16 protein-coding genes and 4 tRNA genes are annotated in these 19,035 nt (G+C 37.0%); all 20 read right to left on the bottom strand.

Going from position 1 to position 19,035, the window contains the following annotated elements; translation table 11 throughout:
* Positions 1-471: 471 nt before the first annotated feature.
* Positions 472-3,951, bottom strand: a complete 3,480-nt coding sequence (locus tag OK18_RS13295; protein WP_053328290.1) for a protein O-mannosyl-transferase family — start codon at positions 3,949-3,951, stop codon at positions 472-474.
* Positions 3,952-4,759: 808 nt separating this feature from the next.
* A tRNA-Asp gene (locus OK18_RS13290) sits at positions 4,760-4,833 on the bottom strand.
* A gap of 31 nt (positions 4,834-4,864) precedes the next feature.
* Positions 4,865-4,938: transfer RNA gene (locus OK18_RS13285), tRNA-Asp, on the bottom strand.
* Positions 4,939-4,967: 29 nt separating this feature from the next.
* Positions 4,968-5,041, bottom strand: a tRNA-Asp gene (locus OK18_RS13280).
* A gap of 29 nt (positions 5,042-5,070) precedes the next feature.
* Positions 5,071-5,144: transfer RNA gene (locus OK18_RS13275), tRNA-Asp, on the bottom strand.
* 126 nt (positions 5,145-5,270) lie between these two features.
* Complete coding sequence (trxA, locus tag OK18_RS13270) at positions 5,271-5,588, bottom strand: thioredoxin (protein ID WP_027374941.1); 318 nt, start codon at positions 5,586-5,588, stop codon at positions 5,271-5,273.
* Between the two features lie 83 nt (positions 5,589-5,671).
* Complete coding sequence (locus OK18_RS13265; protein WP_053328289.1) at positions 5,672-6,847, bottom strand: cysteine desulfurase family protein; 1,176 nt, start codon at positions 6,845-6,847, stop codon at positions 5,672-5,674.
* A gap of 2 nt (positions 6,848-6,849) precedes the next feature.
* Positions 6,850-7,320, bottom strand: a complete 471-nt coding sequence (locus OK18_RS13260) for a hypothetical protein (protein ID WP_050022048.1) — start codon at positions 7,318-7,320, stop codon at positions 6,850-6,852.
* Positions 7,321-7,344: 24 nt separating this feature from the next.
* Positions 7,345-7,932 (bottom strand): HAD family hydrolase, encoded by a 588-nt coding sequence (locus OK18_RS13255; RefSeq protein WP_053328288.1) that lies wholly within the window; start codon positions 7,930-7,932, stop codon positions 7,345-7,347.
* A gap of 3 nt (positions 7,933-7,935) precedes the next feature.
* Positions 7,936-8,661, bottom strand: a complete 726-nt coding sequence (locus OK18_RS13250; RefSeq protein WP_053328287.1) for an SDR family NAD(P)-dependent oxidoreductase — start codon at positions 8,659-8,661, stop codon at positions 7,936-7,938.
* Entirely contained in the window at positions 8,661-9,980 is a 1,320-nt protein-coding gene (locus OK18_RS13245; protein ID WP_053328286.1) for an FAD-binding oxidoreductase, read from the bottom strand. Before OK18_RS13245 ends, OK18_RS13250 begins: the two co-directional genes overlap by 1 nt.
* On the bottom strand, positions 9,977-10,864 hold the full coding sequence (locus tag OK18_RS13240; protein ID WP_053328285.1) for a decaprenyl-phosphate phosphoribosyltransferase: 888 nt from the start codon (positions 10,862-10,864) through the stop codon (positions 9,977-9,979). The genes OK18_RS13245 and OK18_RS13240 overlap by 4 nt, the downstream gene beginning before the upstream one ends.
* 177 nt (positions 10,865-11,041) lie before the next feature.
* Positions 11,042-11,731 carry an OmpA family protein gene (locus OK18_RS13235; RefSeq protein ID WP_050021989.1) on the bottom strand — a complete coding sequence of 230 codons (690 nt, stop codon included), beginning with the start codon at positions 11,729-11,731 and terminating at the stop codon, positions 11,042-11,044.
* Positions 11,732-11,754: 23 nt separating this feature from the next.
* Positions 11,755-12,246 carry a lipocalin family protein gene (locus OK18_RS13230; protein ID WP_053328284.1) on the bottom strand — a complete coding sequence of 164 codons (492 nt, stop codon included), beginning with the start codon at positions 12,244-12,246 and terminating at the stop codon, positions 11,755-11,757.
* Positions 12,247-12,370: 124 nt separating this feature from the next.
* Entirely contained in the window at positions 12,371-14,080 is a 1,710-nt protein-coding gene (locus OK18_RS13225) for a S8 family serine peptidase (RefSeq protein WP_053328283.1), read from the bottom strand.
* A 165-nt stretch (positions 14,081-14,245) separates the two neighbouring features.
* Positions 14,246-14,866 carry a WbqC family protein gene (locus OK18_RS13220; RefSeq protein WP_394331954.1) on the bottom strand — a complete coding sequence of 207 codons (621 nt, stop codon included), beginning with the start codon at positions 14,864-14,866 and terminating at the stop codon, positions 14,246-14,248.
* A gap of 58 nt (positions 14,867-14,924) precedes the next feature.
* Complete coding sequence (lepB, locus tag OK18_RS13215) at positions 14,925-16,571, bottom strand: signal peptidase I (protein WP_053328282.1); 1,647 nt, start codon at positions 16,569-16,571, stop codon at positions 14,925-14,927.
* Between the two features lie 121 nt (positions 16,572-16,692).
* A complete protein-coding gene (gene dapB, locus OK18_RS13210) occupies positions 16,693-17,394 on the bottom strand; it encodes a 4-hydroxy-tetrahydrodipicolinate reductase (RefSeq protein ID WP_050021987.1) in 702 nt (233 codons plus the stop codon).
* A gap of 95 nt (positions 17,395-17,489) precedes the next feature.
* The gene (locus OK18_RS13205) at positions 17,490-18,128 is read right to left on the bottom strand and encodes a DUF5683 domain-containing protein (protein WP_050021986.1); all 639 of its coding nucleotides are present in this window, start codon (positions 18,126-18,128) and stop codon (positions 17,490-17,492) included.
* On the bottom strand, positions 18,128-19,018 hold the full coding sequence (locus OK18_RS13200) for a ParB/RepB/Spo0J family partition protein (RefSeq protein WP_053328281.1): 891 nt from the start codon (positions 19,016-19,018) through the stop codon (positions 18,128-18,130). The genes OK18_RS13205 and OK18_RS13200 overlap by 1 nt, the downstream gene beginning before the upstream one ends.
* Positions 19,019-19,035 lie beyond the last annotated feature (17 nt).

The raw sequence follows: 19,035 nt of genomic DNA, 5'->3' as shown, positions 1-19,035 counted from the left end.
ATAACCATGATATAAAGAAGCTGCATAAATAACCGGTTAAAGTTAAATAAATTCCGTCATGAAGTTTTTATCGTAATCAACTCAGACATGAGTTTTCATTCAGATTAGGAATATTGCATGCGACTACCGAATTGAGCAGCGTTTAAAGATCAGTTTATTTTGAGCAGCACATTCATCCCTGTTCGAAAAATCACAAACTGAACGAACACCATATCGCTGATCTTTCTTATTACTGTCTTCCGGCAGTAATTTTTTTTGGATTAAATTCAAAATAAAAATACTTTAAAGCAAAGGCTGACATTAAGATCAGCCTTTGTTTACTTATTGCTCATTGTAAAATAAATTTACAATATGTGGAACGTCTTTCAACTTAATTTCAATATTTTCTCAGTAATTCTTTATGCCCCTTTGTGTTGAATAATCACCAGATAAGCAAGAAGATAATATTATTTCAAAATGCACAGCAGGTTATTATTGTGTTGCTTTTATCATCGCATTGGTTATCTGTTCTTCTTTTTCTCTGGCATACGTAGAATCATACTCACCCATTATATCAAATAAATATTGGTAAAAAGGTGTGATTCTCTGTACATCTTCAGGTTTATTGATTGCTTTTTCCTTCATTTGCAGTCCCTTAATAAATACATTGAACTTTTTGTCAATCGGTTCTATAGAACGTACGAGATAAGCATATCCTTTATCTTTTTGTCCTAATTTATTAAATGCATTGGTTACGGCTGCAACTACCATAGAATATTCCATTGGTTTAGCCCGCATCTGTTTTCTGAGATATTTCTGGTCAGAAGGATCAAGACTTAGATAATAATCATATTCCTTAAAGATATCTTTTTGGAGATCCTCTGCCATTTTCACTGCTTTGGTTTCCTGACCTACAAGAATATATCCATATACTATAGAGCTTAGTGAGCGGGGATCATTATATTTTTCAGTCGGAATTTCTTTAACAGCAAGGTCAAGGAGCTCAGTTGCTTTTTCCTTCTGCCCTGTCATGGCCAAAGCTTCTGCAGCCCTGCTTACAGAGGTTCTATAGCCAATAATATTAGAAGTTGCTGTTTCGTCGTAATGAATATTTTTGTTTTTAAAATTTCCCCATTTGTAGTTTTTCACAATATTATATAATGAATTTCCATCTACCCGTCCCATTTCACCACCGCTCCCCGCAGGGGTGCTTATAGGAACCAAACGGTATGTAAAACCATCAAATTGCAGGTAATTGTCAAGGTAAAAAATATTTTCACTGTCATAAATTCCTCCTGAAGAGAAGTTTATAGGACGTTTCCAGTCAAAATTAGCAAGCATGTCCAGCATCATAAGATTATTCTTATACATAGTACTTCCTTTATAATCAATTATGATCTGGTTTGCTGCGATTGCCACGTCAGAAACACTCATAATTCCTGCATTTACAGCATTTTGCTTATTAACCGGAAGAATAAATTTAGACACTGGAAGGAAGTTGTATTTTTCATATCGTTCTTCTCCGAAAATCATTTTCAGGATCTCATCTTTCTCAGGGGATTTATATTTAATAAAATTCACTGCTTCCTTCAAAGTCATTGAATCCTGAGTAAGATATTTTCTAAATTGCTGAAGTTCAGTTTCAGGAGCTCCCTGTTCTTTAAGATTTGCAAAAATACCTTCCCAATCCTCTTTCTTTACCAGATAGATCTGATCATTTACTCCATCTTTATAATCTTCACGGGTTAATTGCCCCGGGATAGGCATTGAATTATAGGTTTTGCGTTTTACCTGATCTATATTCCATGGCGTTGCAAGCAGTGTAAAGTTTACTGTTTTTACATCATCCCTGAATCTTTCTGTTTCCTGAATTGCCCATACCGGGAAAGTATCATTATCTCCGTATAAAAAGACAATATCATTTTTAGGCAGTGATTTCAGGAATGAATAAGCATAATCATAAGCTGCGGATTTATGGCTGCGGTCATGTGCCGTATAATTCTGGAAGCCCATCATAAAAGGAATTCCTAACAATACAACTCCCAATGCAATATTAGCACCGGCGGATTTGATTTTAGACTGTAAGAACCATAATAAAGCTCCTGCTCCCAATCCGATCCAAATGGCAAAAGCATAGAATGACCCCACCATAGCGTAATCTCTTTCTCTTACTTCAAAAGGTTTTATTCCTGTATAAAAAACAATCCCTACACTGGTCGTAATGAACAGCGCCAGTATTGCATAAAAACGGTTAAAATCTCTATTGAGCTGGAAAAAGAAACCAATCAGACCTAAAATAAGGGGTAGAAAAAAGAAGGCAACCGTACTTTCATTTTTGAATTTTGCAGGCATTTTATCCTGATTTCCCCACATTGCATTATCGATAAACGGAATTCCCGAAATCCAGTTCCCATTAGTAATTTCCATATGTCCTTCCAGATCATTCTGCCTTCCTACAAAATTCCACATAAGATATCTCACAAAATAATATCCGTTTTGAAAGCTGATGAAATACTCCATATTCTGGGCAAAAGATGGTCTCTGAACATTAATTAGGTTGTAAGGTTTTACTTTTAAATAATCTGAAGCCGTGATTGTTTTATCTTCATACTTTGCTCTTAATTCATCAAATATTTTTTTGGCTTCAGGGTTATCTGCAATGTCCTCGTTACCATAATTGAATGTAAAATCCGGAGCACCATACATTGATATATAATTAGCCATGACATCCTTATCTTCATTGAACATTCTAGGCATTAAGCTTACCTGAGACTTACTGAAAACATAGTTAAAACGGTCTCCGATTTTCCTGTACGTTCCGGTTTTTTCATCTTTTTCAAAGATTTCCCCGGTTTTCTGTGTTTTAAAACTTCCGTCTTCATTTTTCTCAATCCCATTCGCATCAAGGAATGCAGTATAGTTTTGCCCGTAAATGGTAGGCCAGTCTCCATACTGCTCTCTGTTATAATAATCCAGCATACCAATGGCGGTATCAGGATCATTAAGGTTCATTGGCGGATTGGCATTTGCCCTGATAGGAATTACGACCCAGCATGAAAAACCAATCATCATATAAACAATGGACAATGTAATCGTCTGGTATATACCTTTTTTAGTTTTCCTTGCATATTTGATCAGGAAATAACAGATCGCTACCATTAAAATAAATGCTGCAATAGTTCCTGAATGGAAAGGCAGCCCCAACCCGTTTACAAAGAATATTTCCAGTTTACCAAACAGGGTCATGATCAGCGGGAAAATACCTTTAAATACGATAGCCAGTATAAGCAGTGTAATAAGGTTCGCCCAGATAAAGTTTTTCCAGGTAAATGTATAGTTTCGAGCATAATAGATCAGGCAGACTGCAGGGATTACCAGCATACACATCATGTGTACTCCTACGGAAAGACCTATGATATAAAATATCAGAATAAGCCAGCGCTCATTATCTTTTTCTTTATATTCATTTTCCCATTTGGTGATGAGCCATAGCAGCAACGCAATAAACATACTCGCCATAGCATACACTTCCCCTTCTACAGCAGAAAACCAGAATGTATCTGAAAATGTGAAGCAGAGTGATCCTATTACTCCTGCGAAAAGAATAGCGGTCTGCTGGCCTTTGGAAATATCTTCAAATTCTTTTTTTAACAGATCTCTAAGTATATGAGTAATGGTCCAGAATAAAAATAGTATGGTAAATGCACTGCACAGTGCTGACACCATATTAATCACAATGGAGTAATTAGCCTCATTTCCGAAAGCAAATATACTGGCAACAGCTCCTACGATCTGAAAAAGTGCTGCTCCGGGAGCATGGGTTACTTCCAGCTTCACTGCAGAAGATATGTATTCTCCACAATCCCAGAAACTCAAATAATGTTCTATAGTAGATAGATACGTGATAAGAGCAATACTGAACATTACCCATCCTAAAACGGTATTCCATTTTTTAAAAGACCAATTCTTCATTTATAAATTAATTTCTGATAAAAATTCCTGAATCAAAATATTTATTTAACTTCCTGTTATCTGATTTCCTACTAATGTTTTTAATAAAACCGGATCTGAAATTAAATATATGCCGATCGCTAAATTCTCAAAGATACTTTTTTTTTCAAACTATTTTTAAAAATAAAATATTTCCAAGCTCTCTTAATAACCGCAAAAGAATTTTGTGTTTGGGAATAATTCAGCAATAAACTATTTTGGAAAAATTGTATTCTTTATGGACACTATATCAATGCAGCAGCAGAATCTTTTAATGCTAAAATCAAAAACTTCGGAATGCAGCCCAGAAGGGTAAAAGATAAATCGCTTTTTCTATTTAGGTTGACTAAACTTTTGCCTGGCCCCCGGATTTTGGACCAGGAGCAAAGTTAGGGACATAATAAACTGGGTCTGAATATAAAAAATTCTGTTCATTATTGATTAGCGTCAAAATTATTGAGATCGTTTTTCACGCAAAGTTTTAAAAAATAATGTCTATTTCAAGTAGGCAAAGAAGGCAGCATAGCTGCTGGCTAAGCGCATGCAAAGTCTTCGCTTCATCAGAAGCAATTAAAAATCGATTCATTTCTTAGCTTACTTAAAATAAAGAGTATCAAAAAGAAACCTTTACGTGAATTTTAAAAATTAAATAGATCTAAATATTACAAGACCACAACTTTTGCGTTTGATCCCCCCTTTTGTTAGCGACTTTTTGGAACAGCTATAAAAACAAAAAATGCTGTAAAACATCTATTTTACAGCATCTTATACTATTCTGATATAGTAGTTGCGATCCGGACGGGACTCGAACCCGCGACCTCCGCCGTGACAGGGCGGCATTCTAACCAGCTGAACTACCGGATCAATTTTTTTAAAGAAATTGAGAAAACTTCTGCGATCCGGACGGGACTCGAACCCGCGACCTCCGCCGTGACAGGGCGGCATTCTAACCAGCTGAACTACCGGATCAATTTTTTAAAGAAATTGAGAAAACTCTGCGATCCGGACGGGACTCGAACCCGCGACCTCCGCCGTGACAGGGCGGCATTCTAACCAGCTGAACTACCGGATCAATTTTTTAAAGAAATTGAGAAAACTCTGCGATCCGGACGGGACTCGAACCCGCGACCTCCGCCGTGACAGGGCGGCATTCTAACCAACTGAACTACCGGATCAAATTATTAAAGAACTTCGTTTCTTTTTCGTGGTTGCAAAATTACATCTTTTTTTATTCCCTGCAAATTATTTTCAAAAAAAATACCCCCCAGCAATGGAAGGTATTCATTATCAAACTTATTTTTTTACAGGTGAGCGCTTAATTTTTCAGCGATTACCTCTTTTGGTGCTACACCTACTAATTTATCTACTACTTCTCCGTTCTTGAAGATAAGAACTGTAGGGATATTTCTGATGCCATATTGCATTGAAATTTCCTGGTTGTTGTCTACATCCACTTTTCCTACTACTGCTTTTCCTTCAAAATCTGATGCCACTTCTTCGATGATAGGACCTAAAGTTCTGCAAGGTCCGCACCATACCGCCCAGAAGTCTACTAATACAGGTTTATCTGATTTTAAAACCGTATCCTGAAATGAGCTGTCCGTAATTTCTAAAGCCATTTTTGTTTCTTTTATTTTAAATTAATATTATTTCTGTTTTTTTCTTATTGAGTATTCAAAATTACGACTTTTACATCATAAGACTATCTATGCTCAACATTAGTTTTTTCTATAGCCATATCGCTCGAAATTTCTTTTAGCGCATTTACTAATGCATCAATATCCGATTTGGTCGTCATATGGCTGAAAGAGATACGCAATGGCGTACAGTGATCCATTTCATCCTCAGAAAGCACCATCATCATTACCATTGAAGGTTTTGACGCTCCTGATGAACATGCGCTTCCCTGCGAAATTGCAATTCCTTTCATATCCAGCTGAAGTCCTATCAATGGATTTTTGTAAGGCAGTAACGCACTTAAAACTGTATAAAGACTGTTTTCCTTTTCAGCACTTCTTCCATTGAACTTAATTCCTTCAATTTCTGCAGAAAGCCTTTCAATTGCGTAATCTTTGATATCCTGCATATGTTGGGTATACTCCTCCATATGATTCAGAGAAAGCTCCAATGCTTTTCCCAGCCCTACAATACCGCAGACATTTTCAGTTCCAGCTCTAAGACTTCTTTCCTGAGGTCCGCCGGTAATAATGCCTTTTAAACCTGTTGCTTTTCTGATAAAGGCAAAGCCAGCCCCTTTTGGCCCGTGAAACTTATGAGCGCTACAGGATGCAAAATCTACAGGGATATCAGAGAAATCCAGGTTCATATGAGCCATCGTCTGTACCGTATCCGAGTGGAAAAACGCATTATGCTCTTTACATAGCTGGGCAACCTTTTTAAGATTGATTATATTTCCTATTTCATTGTTGGCATGCATTAAGCTTACCAGAGTTTTTTTATCTGATGCTTTTAAAAGCTCTTCTAATTTAGCAAGATCAATATCTCCTTTTTCGTTCGGGCGGATATAGTTTACCTCTACTCCTTTTCGGTTTTTCATGTCCAGAATACTTTCCGACACACATTTATGTTCCAGTGGAGAACTGATAATCCTTTCTACTCCCAGATGTTCTACAGATGATTTAATGATCATATTATTGGACTCTGTCCCACAGGAGGTAAAAATGATTTCAGCAGGAGTTACATGAAGATAGTCTGCAACCTGCCTTCTTACATTCTCGATAAGTATTTTTGCTTCCTGTCCAAAGCTATGAGTTGAAGACGGATTTCCGAAATTCATCTTCATGGTCCCCACCATTGCATCTATTACTTCATCTGCAAGAGGTGTGGTTGCGGCATTATCTAAATATATTTTATCCATTATTATTTTGAATATTTTAATTCTACGGAGGTAAATTGGTAATCTGCAGGAACTGTAAAAATAAACCAGGGGTTGGAAATCACCTGAATTTCCATTCCACCAGAGGGTGCTCCGGCCGGAACTTCTACATATAAAATTTTATTTTTCACAGATACACTTTTGATCTCTTCAATGGTGTGGCTTCCTGATCTGAAGGTTCCCAGATTGTATAAAACAACTTTTTTATTTTTAGGAAATTGCGGATATTTGATATAAGATCCATCTCCTTCCGGACCTATAATGCCAAAACTTCCTTTAATTGTATTTCGGAAATCTTTTTCATCTTTTATTATTCTAAAACCCATCTGGTCTGTGCCACCTTGTGCTTCAGAAACAAGAATTTCAGCATTATTCTGCGTACCCGCCAATGTGTGGGAAGGTGTACTTGTACAGCTTATCAGAATTGCAGTCCATACGATTAACAGGCTTTTCATTTTTTTCACTTTTATCAGCCAAAATTAATGAAAAAATTGGTAATGTCCCTCATTTGCCCATTTCAACATTGGACGATCACCCGAAGTATCACCAAATGCGATAATTTTATCATACTTGGAATTGTTGATTTCTTCTTTTATTCTTATCAGTTTTTCTTTTCCGTTACAGTTTTTACCAATAAAGTTTCCTGTGAAAACCCCGTTTTTAAACTCTGCCCGGGTAGAAACCAGCTGCATTTGGAGTTCTTCAGCGAAGGGTTTTACCCAGATATCCAGCGAAGCAGTAACCAATAAACTCTGTATATTATTCCTATCGATATTTTTTATAAAGTCTAAAGCATTCTCCCTGACAATTTTAGGATAGTGCTGCTCGAAAAACTGTTTAGATTTCAGTTCGATCTTTTCCTGAGTCTGCCCTTTAAGAATAGACCCTATAAAACTTTTTTTCACTTTCTCTGTTTCCGCCAATTTAAGCTTCAGCAAAATAAAAAGAGGAACATGTTTCAAAAATTGTATCCGGTATTTTGTAGAATCATAAAACTTAAGATACATAAACATGGTATCTTTATAAGTAAGGGTCCCGTCAAAATCAAAACAATACAATTTTTTCATTTTTCAAAGCTTTAATTTTTTAAATATAAATTCAGGGATATTCCTGATTATCATCATGATAATACTCCAAACCGGCAAAACATATGCCACATTTCTCTGCTTTTTAAAAGCTCTGTAAATACAGGCGGCAGCTTGTTTAGGAGTAGCAGTCAGTTTAGGATTCAGTGGTAGCCCCTCCGTCATTTTGGTCGCCATAAATCCTGGCTTTATGGTCAGAACATGTACTTTTTTATCAAAAAGATAATTCCTCAGCCCACTTAAATAGGCCGTAAAAGCCGCTTTTGCACTTCCGTAGATAAAATTACTTTGCCTGCCCCGGTCTCCTGCCACTGAAGAAAGCCCGATGATGGTACCTGATCTTTTGCTTTCAAACCGATGGGCAAAATAATTCATTACGGGAACCAGCTTTGAATAATTAATGTCAATAATACGCTCAGTATTCTTATTATCATATAGTCCTTCCTCTGTCCCTTCTCCTAAATATCCTACGGCGCAAAATAATACATTTGAATTGATATTATCAAATCTATTATAATCAATTTCTTTCATCAGGTCCAGTTCTATGACTTCAGACTGCTGCAGAAACTTTACATCAATATGTCTTGCAAACCTTTCTGTAGTCTCTTTATTTGAGGTAAAAAGATAGATTTTTTCAAACTTTTCTCCTTCCTGAAGGGCTTTTTCTACAAATGCCTGAGCCACTTCGGATGTACTTCCCAGAACTATCATTATGAGTTGTTGTTTATAATTCTTTTGTGCTGTAAAGACACAAATTTAGAATTTTGAATATTTTTCAGATAATTGGTAAGCGAAGACCTGCTCATGCTGTCTTTGGTAAGATAAATTCTTCCCCCAAACTCCTGAACAATACTATCCAGCTGATCCACCAGTTTTTTCAGTTTTGAATTGACTTTGAAGTCCAGCGCCAGTGTATATCCTTCCACAGGAAATGAATTGTAAGCCTGTGGATTGTTTTTTCCAAATAATTTTAAAACAGCCAGGAATGAACCATTACCGCTTTTGGCTATGGTTTCAAGAATCCTCTTCATTCCTTCTTTTCCTGCTTCTTTAGGAATTACCATCTGATACTGGATAAATCCGGATTTTCCATAGATTTTATTCCAATCATTAATAACATCCAATGGATAAAAAAATGTTTCATAATCGGTAAAATTTTTCACTTCTTTTTTGGATTGCTTTTTATAGTACAACCAATTGAATATTTTTACCGTCAGGGCATTCAATACAAATCCCGGAAAATAAAAAGGTACAGTAGGCTGAAGTTTTTTCTTTAGCCGTAAAGGCATTTTTCCCAATCTCTGGGGAAGCTCATGCTGGAAAGCGTGTTCTCCCCTCATCAGTATACTCCTTCCGATATTTTTACCTTTCTGAAGGCAGTCAATCCACGCCACCGTATAGGTCCAGCTTTCACTTTCATCAAATAATCTGAAAATCTCATCCAGGTTATCTGCTTTAATACTTTCCTGACGGATATAAGCTGATTCTATATTTTTAAGCTTAAATTTTGCCGTGAGAATAATTCCCGTGAGTCCCATCCCTCCAATCGTTGCCCAGAATTTTTCTGAATTTTCTTCCCGGGAACAGGTTATTATTTCTCCGTTCTCCGTCATCAGTTTAAATTCCAGGACATATTCTGAAAAGCAGCCTTCGGCATGATGGTTTTTTCCATGAACATCAGAAGCAATAGCACCTCCAATTGAAATGAATTTGGTACCGGGTGTTACATATAAAAAATATCCTTGCGGAACCGCTATTTCAAGTACATCCGAAAGAAGTACCCCGGACTCGCATTCTATAATCCCGTTTAAGCGGTCAAAACTGATGAATTTATTTAGCTTTTTAGTAGAAAATATTGTTTCTCCTAAGGAAGCATCTCCATAGCACCTTCCATTTCCTCTTGCAATCACCTCATTATGGCTGAGTACAAATTCTTTTATTTTTTTGAAGCTGTCCTCAGATCTCATTTCTTTTTCTACTACCGGGTAATTCCCCCAGTTGGTAACTTTCTGTGTGAAATTCGGCTTCATTTTTTAAAGTAAATTTGAATTAAAAATGCAGCTACCCAAAGCAATAATGTAACCTGAATGTAACGATCTCTATATACTATTTTTGTAGGAGATTCTGTCCTGTTATACACCAGCGTCTGCTGCAAATACCTCAGCAGGGCAAAAACAACAAAAACCACAGTGTAAAACACTCTTGTGTGGAACCTTGCCTGAACTTCCGGAGATAATGTAAACATCAGGTAACATATAATAGCGAGCGTAACCGAAATAGACAATGCAATATCTGCAAACTGAACGTTATAACCATCCAATGCCCTCCTGGTCTTCCCGGAAACCTGGGCATTGATAAGCTCCCCTCTCCTTTTCCCGATAGCCAGCACCAATGCCAGAACAAAAGTCAGTAAAATAGCCCATTGAGAAATACTGATCCCGGTAATATATCCTCCTGCCAAAACCCGTAATACAAATCCTATGGCGATAATGAAAATATCAATAATCGGAACATGTTTCAGCCTGAATGTATAGGCAAGATTCATCACAACATAAAAAGCAATAATGGCTCCGAATTTCCATAAATACTGATGAAAATAAAGCTGGGCAAAAAATACAAGGGCAATATCTGCAATAACAAGTGTAAAGAGAATTCCTATAGCTTTTGACTTTGAAATGACACCACTTGCCAACGGCCGTCTTCTTTTTTCCGGATGCTTTTTATCCGCTTCAATATCATTATAATCGTTCAGAATATATACTACACTTGCAGCAAGTGAGAAAATAATAAATGCAAAAATACTCTTGGTGAGCAGATCTATATTAGTAATATTACCTGAAAAAAACAGAGGGACAAATACAAAGAGGTTTTTCACCCATTGCTCCACGCGGAGCAGTTTTAAATATTTCTTCATTTATGCTATTTCTTGCGAAATCTTATTTATTTTAATTGCTATCAGAAACCTCATAGTTTTTGTGTTATACTTATGATGTTTCATTACAAAAATAATGAATTCAAAATTGACAGCATAAAAATACAAAAAAAACCGCCGGGGCGGTCTTTTACGAAAATATTTATATGTTAAAATTAATTACTGCCCTTGTTTGGCATCATTAATCATTTTCTCATTGGCTGTAATAGCAAATTCCACTCTTCTGTTTTTAGCTCTTCCTTCATCAGTATCGTTGCTTGCAACCGGCATGTTTTCACCTTCACCCTTGGTGAACATTCTGCTTCCGGCAATTCCTTTTCCTACTAAGTAAGATTTTACGGCATCCGCTCTTCTTTGGGAAAGTGCCATATTGTAAGCATCTTTACCTACACTATCTGTATGTCCGTAAATATTAATATTGGTATCAGGGTTATCGCTCAATACCTTAGCCAGTTTATCCAGGTTACCCTGAGCAACGGAAGTAAGGTTTGAAGAGTCAAATGCAAAGTTGACAATACTTTCATTCATGGTTACTTTAATACCGTCTCCCACTCTTTCTACCTGAGCTCCCGGTAAAGTTTCTTTAATGTCTCTGGCCTGCTTATCCATTTTGTTACCGATAACATTACCTGCAACCCCACCGATAATTCCTCCTAATACAGCACCAATAGCACCATTACCTCCTTTGCCTACATTATTTCCAAGAATACCTCCAAGTACTGCACCAGAAGCTGCTCCTACTGCTGTACCTCTTTGTTGGTGATTGGAATTCTGAACCGCTTCACAGCTTGTCAATAATAATGCTGATGACAAGAAAAGGGCACTCACATATGTTTTAGTAAATTTCATTTTTTTATCTTTTATGTTATAAATTATTTCATTCCTGTTCTGTGGAAGTTGTAAACAACTTTTACGCTTCCTCCTTCAAAAGGAACATCTTGTTGAAGAGAGAACTGATCTGTAGTCTGATTGATTACTGTAAGAGTATACCCTGCTGTATTTTGTTTGGCTTTAGTACCTGCAGCAATTTTCTTAAACATAAACGTATCACCGTTTTTTATTTCAAATTTGATAGGCTGTGTAATGGCCGGACAATTTCCTCCTCCATTTAAAGTATATGCTCCTGTCCAGTTATTAGGAATCAGTCTCCAGTGGCTTCCCACGAAACACTGGGCATCTGCACCTTCATCAAAAGGTTTAATTTTATATCCTTTTTCGTAATCTACGCTCACAATCTGCCAGTCTCCTTTTAATTTAAGGAATTCTGCTCTTTGATTTTGAGATGTAGCCGCTTTATTCACGGAGGAACAAGACACTGCAAAAAGTGATGTTCCTAACATCCCTGCAAGTAGTAACTTTTTCATTTTGTTGTTTATTATTTTGTTATTATAAAGTTACAAAAAACCGTGCCAAAATTGAAAATAAAAAATAAAAAGTCCGAAAAAATTCGGACTTTTTATGGTTTCTCCTTAAACACAGGAAGATAAATTATTTTTTAACAGCCTTTTTTACGGATTTGACTTCATTGGTCATACGTCTCGAAGCTTTTTTACCTGTACTGTTGGACGTCTTACCATTATAAAAATTAGTATAGGCATATTCTGCTGCTTTTTTCAGGTCAATAACACCTCCAGCCTGGGAATAATCTGCAAATCCGTTTTCTGTATTGGAGTTGCTGGATTTTACAAGAGCTTCAATAATCTGATAAGGTTTAAGCTCAGGCATGTAAGCAAGCAATATTGCAGCACCACCCGCTACCACCGGGGATGCCATAGATGTTCCCTGAAGGTATTTGTATTCATTTTTAGGAACGGTAGAATAAATTTCTTCTCCCGGAGCAAAAACGTTCACCATTTTCTTGTTATAATTGGAGAAATCTGCTCTCAATGCATTATTTTTATTGGTACTTGCCCCTACTACAAGAACATTACTTACAAACGGTTTTTCATCGGTAGCATTTTTGAAATTGGTAGGAAATGCCAAATGCTCTGCAACATCTTCATTTTCATTACCCGCGGCTTTTACTAAAAGCACTCCTTTATCTTCCGCATATTTAAAAGCATCCCATACAACGTTTTTACCTGGTGAAACCGGCTTACCAAAGCTCATATTTAAAATTTTAGCCCCATTATCCACAGCATATCTGATAGCATTGGCAACATCTTTATCTCTTTCATCACCGTTAGGCACTGTTCTTACAGACATGATCTTGGCTACTTTGGAAGCTACCCCATATTGGACTTCTTTTCCTTGCGGAAGTCCGGCGATAATGCCTGCCACATGGGTTCCGTGTTCGGCATCAGGTCCTTCATAATGATTATTTCCATAATTCTTCTCAGAATAATCATCATAATTATCTCCTACAATTTCTTTTCTGGTGTCATAACTCAGATCGTATTGCTTAGCCTGTGGTGCATAATAATCAATAGCCTCCTTCATCTGCTCTTTAATAGCTTTTTCAAATTCCTCAGATGATTTCCCCTGAAATTCCGGACTTTGAGAGACCTGAGCTAAAATATTTAAAGCAATGGCATCTTTCTGGTCCGTAGGTGCTTTTATTGCTGAAATATTCTGGGCAGTTACTGATTTCCCGCCTAACAACTTCACCATATTAGGAACCAGCTCATTGATCATAGAATAAGTTTTGAAGTTTTGCTTGGCTTCCATGCTTTTTTTATTGAAAAGCTCTTTCGCCTTCATATACATCGCAAATTCTTCCGGCATTTTAGCCTGGTTGGCTTTGTTCTTTACCGAGTCATCACCTTCAAAAACAGATTGATATTTAGCAACTACTCTTGTTACTTCCATATTATCAATATCAACATCCCCGTTTTTTCCTCCTATAAAGTTCCATCCGTGTACATCATCGATATATCCGTTTCCATCATCATCTTTGCCATTTCCCGGAACTTCATTAGGATTGGACCAAATATTTTTCACCAATCCCGGGTGATCTACCTGCACTCCACTGTCCAGCACCCCAACGACTACGGTTTTCGGCTTTAATCCTTTTGATTCCAGATATTTGTATGCATTTTCTGTATTTACCCCATATACTTTAGTAGCGGAAAAGTCTTTATGATACCAGGTCATCAGATCTTTGTCTTCTTTCGGATCTGTATTTTTTCCTTTAGCTTCCTGCGCGTAAGAGAAACTAAAACCCGCTAAAAAAACAGCGGCTAACAATACCTTTTTCATTCGTATATTTTTATTATTATTTATAAGTCGAATAACGCCACATCTCATAGCTCTTGACCGTCAATTGAGCACAGGCGTTTCATATATTGATATTTTATTTTATTAAATCATGTCATCGCCCTTCTTGGATTATACATACAGGAAATTCCGTGCGATTTCATCTTTCTATAATTGTTTAACATTTTTTATATAAGTAAGAGATTCAGGGCCTTTGTTACATATAAGGTCCAGAACTGATAAATCTTTCAAAAATCCGAACTTATCAGAGAATGTCTGGTAATATTCCTCCATTTCAAATTCCGAAGGAAGTTTTGCGGAGAATTTTTCCCTTAAATTGACGCATTCAGGATTTTTGATATACTCTTCATTCAAAGACTGTGCCTTTTCTGTTTTTAATATCTGTTGGATAATTTCAAGCCCCTTAAGGTTAAAATCCAAAAGAAATTTTTCTTTCAGATCAAAAATTTTCCTGAATTTGTCTTCATAGTATTCGAAATAGGGAGAACTCTGATATGCCGTTTTAATTGATTTCCAATGAAGGGTTCTCCAATCTTCACGATAGGAAATCTCAATATCTTTCATTTCCCTTTTTCCATTATGATGAATAGGGATTATCAAAGAAAGTTTCCCGTTCGCACCATAAATATTGGCTCTGTTTCTATAGGTCTGTTTTGGAAAGTTTTCAAACTGTTCCAGCGTAATTTCATTCTCAGCATTCAAAAACACTGAAAACCATGAAACCGGGGGCATATAAAATACCGGCAATAATACATTCTTCATATTCATAATGCAAAAATGAAGTATTTTTTCAAATACTTCATTCTATTTTAAGTTTAATTTTATTTTATAATTCGTCTTCTGTCTTTTTCTTTCTGAATAATTTCACAAAGTATTCCCATCCGAAAAACAGGATCAGGATCATAGCTGCAATCCACCAGTAAGATGTTTTGTTGGCTTCTCCTGTATTGGTAGCTTTGAACATTCTGTCCCAACGGATCTTGAATGGTGCCTGATATGTGGAACTACCGTCTTTGAAAGCTCCCTGAAGGCTCATCCAGGTAAACATGGGCTTTCCTACGATATTCTCTTCCGGTACGAAACCAAAGAATCTGGCATCTAAAGAAGCATCTCTATTATCTCCCACCATCATATAATAGTCCTGCTGGATAGTATATTGAGTAGCTTCTTTTCCATTAATGAAAATTTTTCCGTTTTTATTTTCGAGACTGTTGTGCTCATATTCAGAAATAATCCATTGATACATTGGAAGTGTTTCGGCATTAATTGCCACGACATCACCTTTTTTAGGAATTCTAACCGGTCCGTACCAGTCCTGATTCCATGGTTTGTTGATCGGGAAAATAGATTGGGTTGTATCGATTTTTGTTTTGGCTTCGTCTCTATAATATACTGCAGCTTCTCCTTTTGGTGAGACTTCTTCTTTCATATCAATCACCTGAGGAAGTTCTTTGATTTCTTTCGCAGTTTTATCCGTCAGGCCCTGAAAAGCGTAAAGATATCCTTTATCAGTCTGTACTTCCTGAACAGGTAAGAAACCATATGTATTGTACAATGTCGGGATATCCAGTTGGCTTCCCGTATTTACAATATATCTATGCTGTACCTCCTGATCCCCTAAAACAGTTTCCGGTTTGCCATTGACGAAAAGTCTTCCGGCTCTCATTTCAAAAGTATCACCCGCAGTCGCTACACATCTTTTTACATAAGGATCTTTTCGATCGATCGCGGTATGTACGGAATCCTGAGGATAGTTAAAAACAACCACATCATTTTTCTGAGGCTTATTAAATTGTAATATTCTGGTGTAAGGCAGTTTCACTCCATCTACATAAGATTTCGGATCATCCTTAGGATTTCCTTTCTGTCCTGTATCCATAATTGTTCCCTGAAGGAAAGGAATGGCTAACGGACGCATCGGAAGTCTGTACCCATAGCTCCATTTATTAACGAAAAGGAAGTCTCCTACCAGTAATGTTCTTTCCATAGATCCTGTAGGAATTCCGAACGGCTGTGTGATAAAAACATGAATGATGGTAGCAAAAACAACTGCAAAAGTAATAGAGCCAAAAAATGTATCTTTCTTTTTTGCATTTTTCTCTTCATCGGTAAGAAACAGTTCGTTTGAACTTTCGTCTTCAAGTTCTGTATCTTTAGCATAGTTTACAACAGCCATATAGATAAACGGCAGGATTACCGTAAGAAACTGGTCTTTGAAAAGGGTCTTTCCAAACTTCTTCATTAAATAAAGATGAAAGACAGACATCATGATAGGTCCCACTATCGGAAGATAAGACAGAACTGCCCACCATTTCGGATGTTTGGTTTCTTTCAGAATAATGAAATAATTATAGAAAGGTATAAATGCAAATAAAGGGCTATAACCCATTTTTTTGAACAGCTTCCATGTTGAAATCCCCATTAATACGGATAAAATGAGAACATATACTGTATAAGTTAAAAAATAATTCATAAATTTTTTGTGCCTATTCTAGATATAAATGATGAGTAATAAATGATACAGCGTTGCTATGTACAATTTACCATTCATCATTTCCTGTTATTGGTATGCAATTTAAAGAATTTGTTACAAATTAAAGCCCTAAAACATCTTTCATTCCGAAGTTTCCTTTTTTGTCTTTAATCCATTCGGCTGCCACTACAGCTCCCAATGCAAATCCGTTTCTGTTGAAAGCGGTATGTTTGATTTCGATTTCGTCTACTTCACTTCTGTAGAAAACGCTGTGTGTCCCCGGAACTTCATCTTCCCGTACGGCAAAAATCCCAAGCTGGTTACCTTGTGTTTCTTCCAGTTTCCAGGCTTCAAACTTCGGATTATTATTGATAATTCCTTCCGCAATGGAAATAGCGGTTCCACTAGGTGCGTCTTTTTTATGGATATGGTGAATTTCTTCCAGCTGACAGGAATATTCATCCACGTTTTTCATTAAATCAGCAAGCTTTTCATTAAGAGCAAAAAACAGGTTTACTCCCAAACTAAAATTTGAGCCATACAGGAATGCTGTATTATTTTCAACCGTCAGTCTTTCAATTTCAGCTTTTTTCTCCAGCCACCCTGTCGTCCCGCAGATCACCGGGATATTATTTTCAAGACAAGCTTTAATGTTATCAAATGCAACTTCCGGCAGGGAGAACTCAATTACAACATCCGGATTATTAAGATTTTCAGCAGTTGGGGTTTCCTTCAGGCGGGCAACTACTTCATGACCTCTTTTCTGTGCGATCTCATCAATGATCTTACCCATTTTGCCGTAGCCAACTAATGCTATTCTCATATATTCTTTGTATTTCTGTGATCCTAATTATTGCTTAGGATATATTTATTTTTAATGACTCGAAAGGTTCAGCCCTATAGTGCTATGATTTATATTTAAAATCTATAACTTAAACTTAGTCCTGTTTTAGGAGGGTCATAGCCATATTGATCCTGGATAACCGCGGGTTTAAAAGTAAGATCCGGGTCATGGCGGCTTTCGTAAAGGTGAGCGTCCACTACTGCATCTACAATATTCAGAATATAGATTAATCCCGTAATGGCAATCGCATAGTCTCTTTGCCTTTTTGCCCTGTCCTGGGCATTTCCCAATGCTCTTTTGTCCAACCAGGGATGGCTGTCTACGAACTCATTAGGGGTACCATTCAATTTAGCGACATAATATTCGCGGTATTTTTTGTACTGATTGTCATTCCAGACTGCAATACCTACTCCTGCTCCTACGGCTCCCCATACGATGGGAATTTTCCAGTATTTTTTGTTATAATACTGTCCTAATCCCGGTAAAACTGCAGAATATAATCCTGCTCTGGTAGGATTCAATTTTATTGTTTTTCTTGTGGGGCCATTGGCTTTTTCAAGGTCGGCAATAATTTTAGATTCTGTTTTCCCAGGTTTCACTGCCGGCACTTCTTCTTTTGGAAGATCAGGTACACGAACAGTATCAGCAGGACTGACTTGTGAATAAGCCAGTGCAGTGATGCATAGGAAAAATGTGAAAAGTATGTTCTTCATTATTTAATGTGAGACAAAATATACTCCAGTTCTTCTTCGTTTTTGAAGTCCAGGACAATTTTACCTTTTTTACCGTTTCCAGAGGCTTTGATCTCTACTTTTACGTCCAGAATATCAGCAATGGTCTTCTGGGCTCTTTTATAATTATTGGAAAGCTCTGCTTTTGCTTTTTTTGCTGCGGGAGATTTTGGGTTTTTCAAGGCAGCTGCAGCCTGTTCTGCCTGGCGAACGTTTAATTTTTCTTTAACGATCAGTTCAAACAGCACCTGCTGGTCTTCTTCATTTTCCAAACTGATAATGGCTCTTCCGTGTCCTGCGGAAATCTCACCACTTCTGATCGCATTCTGGATATCCGGATTTAACCTCAATAACCTGATTGAGTTTGTAATCGTACTTCTGTCCTTTCCTATCCTCTGGCTCAGGTTTTCCTGGGTAAGCCCTATTTCTTCCAAAAGTCTATGATAGGTAAGTGCAATTTCTATTGCATCAAGATCTTCTCTCTGAATGTTTTCAACAAGAGCCATCTCCAGAAGTTCCTGATCGTTTACCAAACGGATATAGGCGGGAATCGTTGTTAAACCGGCAATTTTTGTTGCCCTGTAACGTCTTTCCCCGGATATGATTTCAAACTTTTCGCCATCTTTTCTCAGGGTAATCGGTTGGATTACTCCTAAGTTTTTGATTGACTGTGCCAGTTCGTTTAATGCTTTTTCATCAAAATAAGTTCTCGGCTGCGTTGGATTCGGATAGATATCTTCAAGGGCTACTTCTACGATATTCCCCACAAACTTATCTGCACCTTCATCGGTAGCCGAATTGATACTCGCTTTCGATTCTGCACTTAAAATGGCTCCCAAGCCACGCCCCATAGCTCTTTTTTTGTCCTTCATAGATATAATTGATAAAT

The sequence above is a fragment of the Chryseobacterium gallinarum genome (assembly GCF_001021975.1).
In the GTDB taxonomy this organism is placed as follows: Bacteria; Bacteroidota; Bacteroidia; order Flavobacteriales; family Weeksellaceae; genus Chryseobacterium; species Chryseobacterium gallinarum.
The sequence above is the reverse complement of the archived record's forward strand: the minus strand, read 5'-3'. Positions and strand labels throughout refer to the sequence as shown.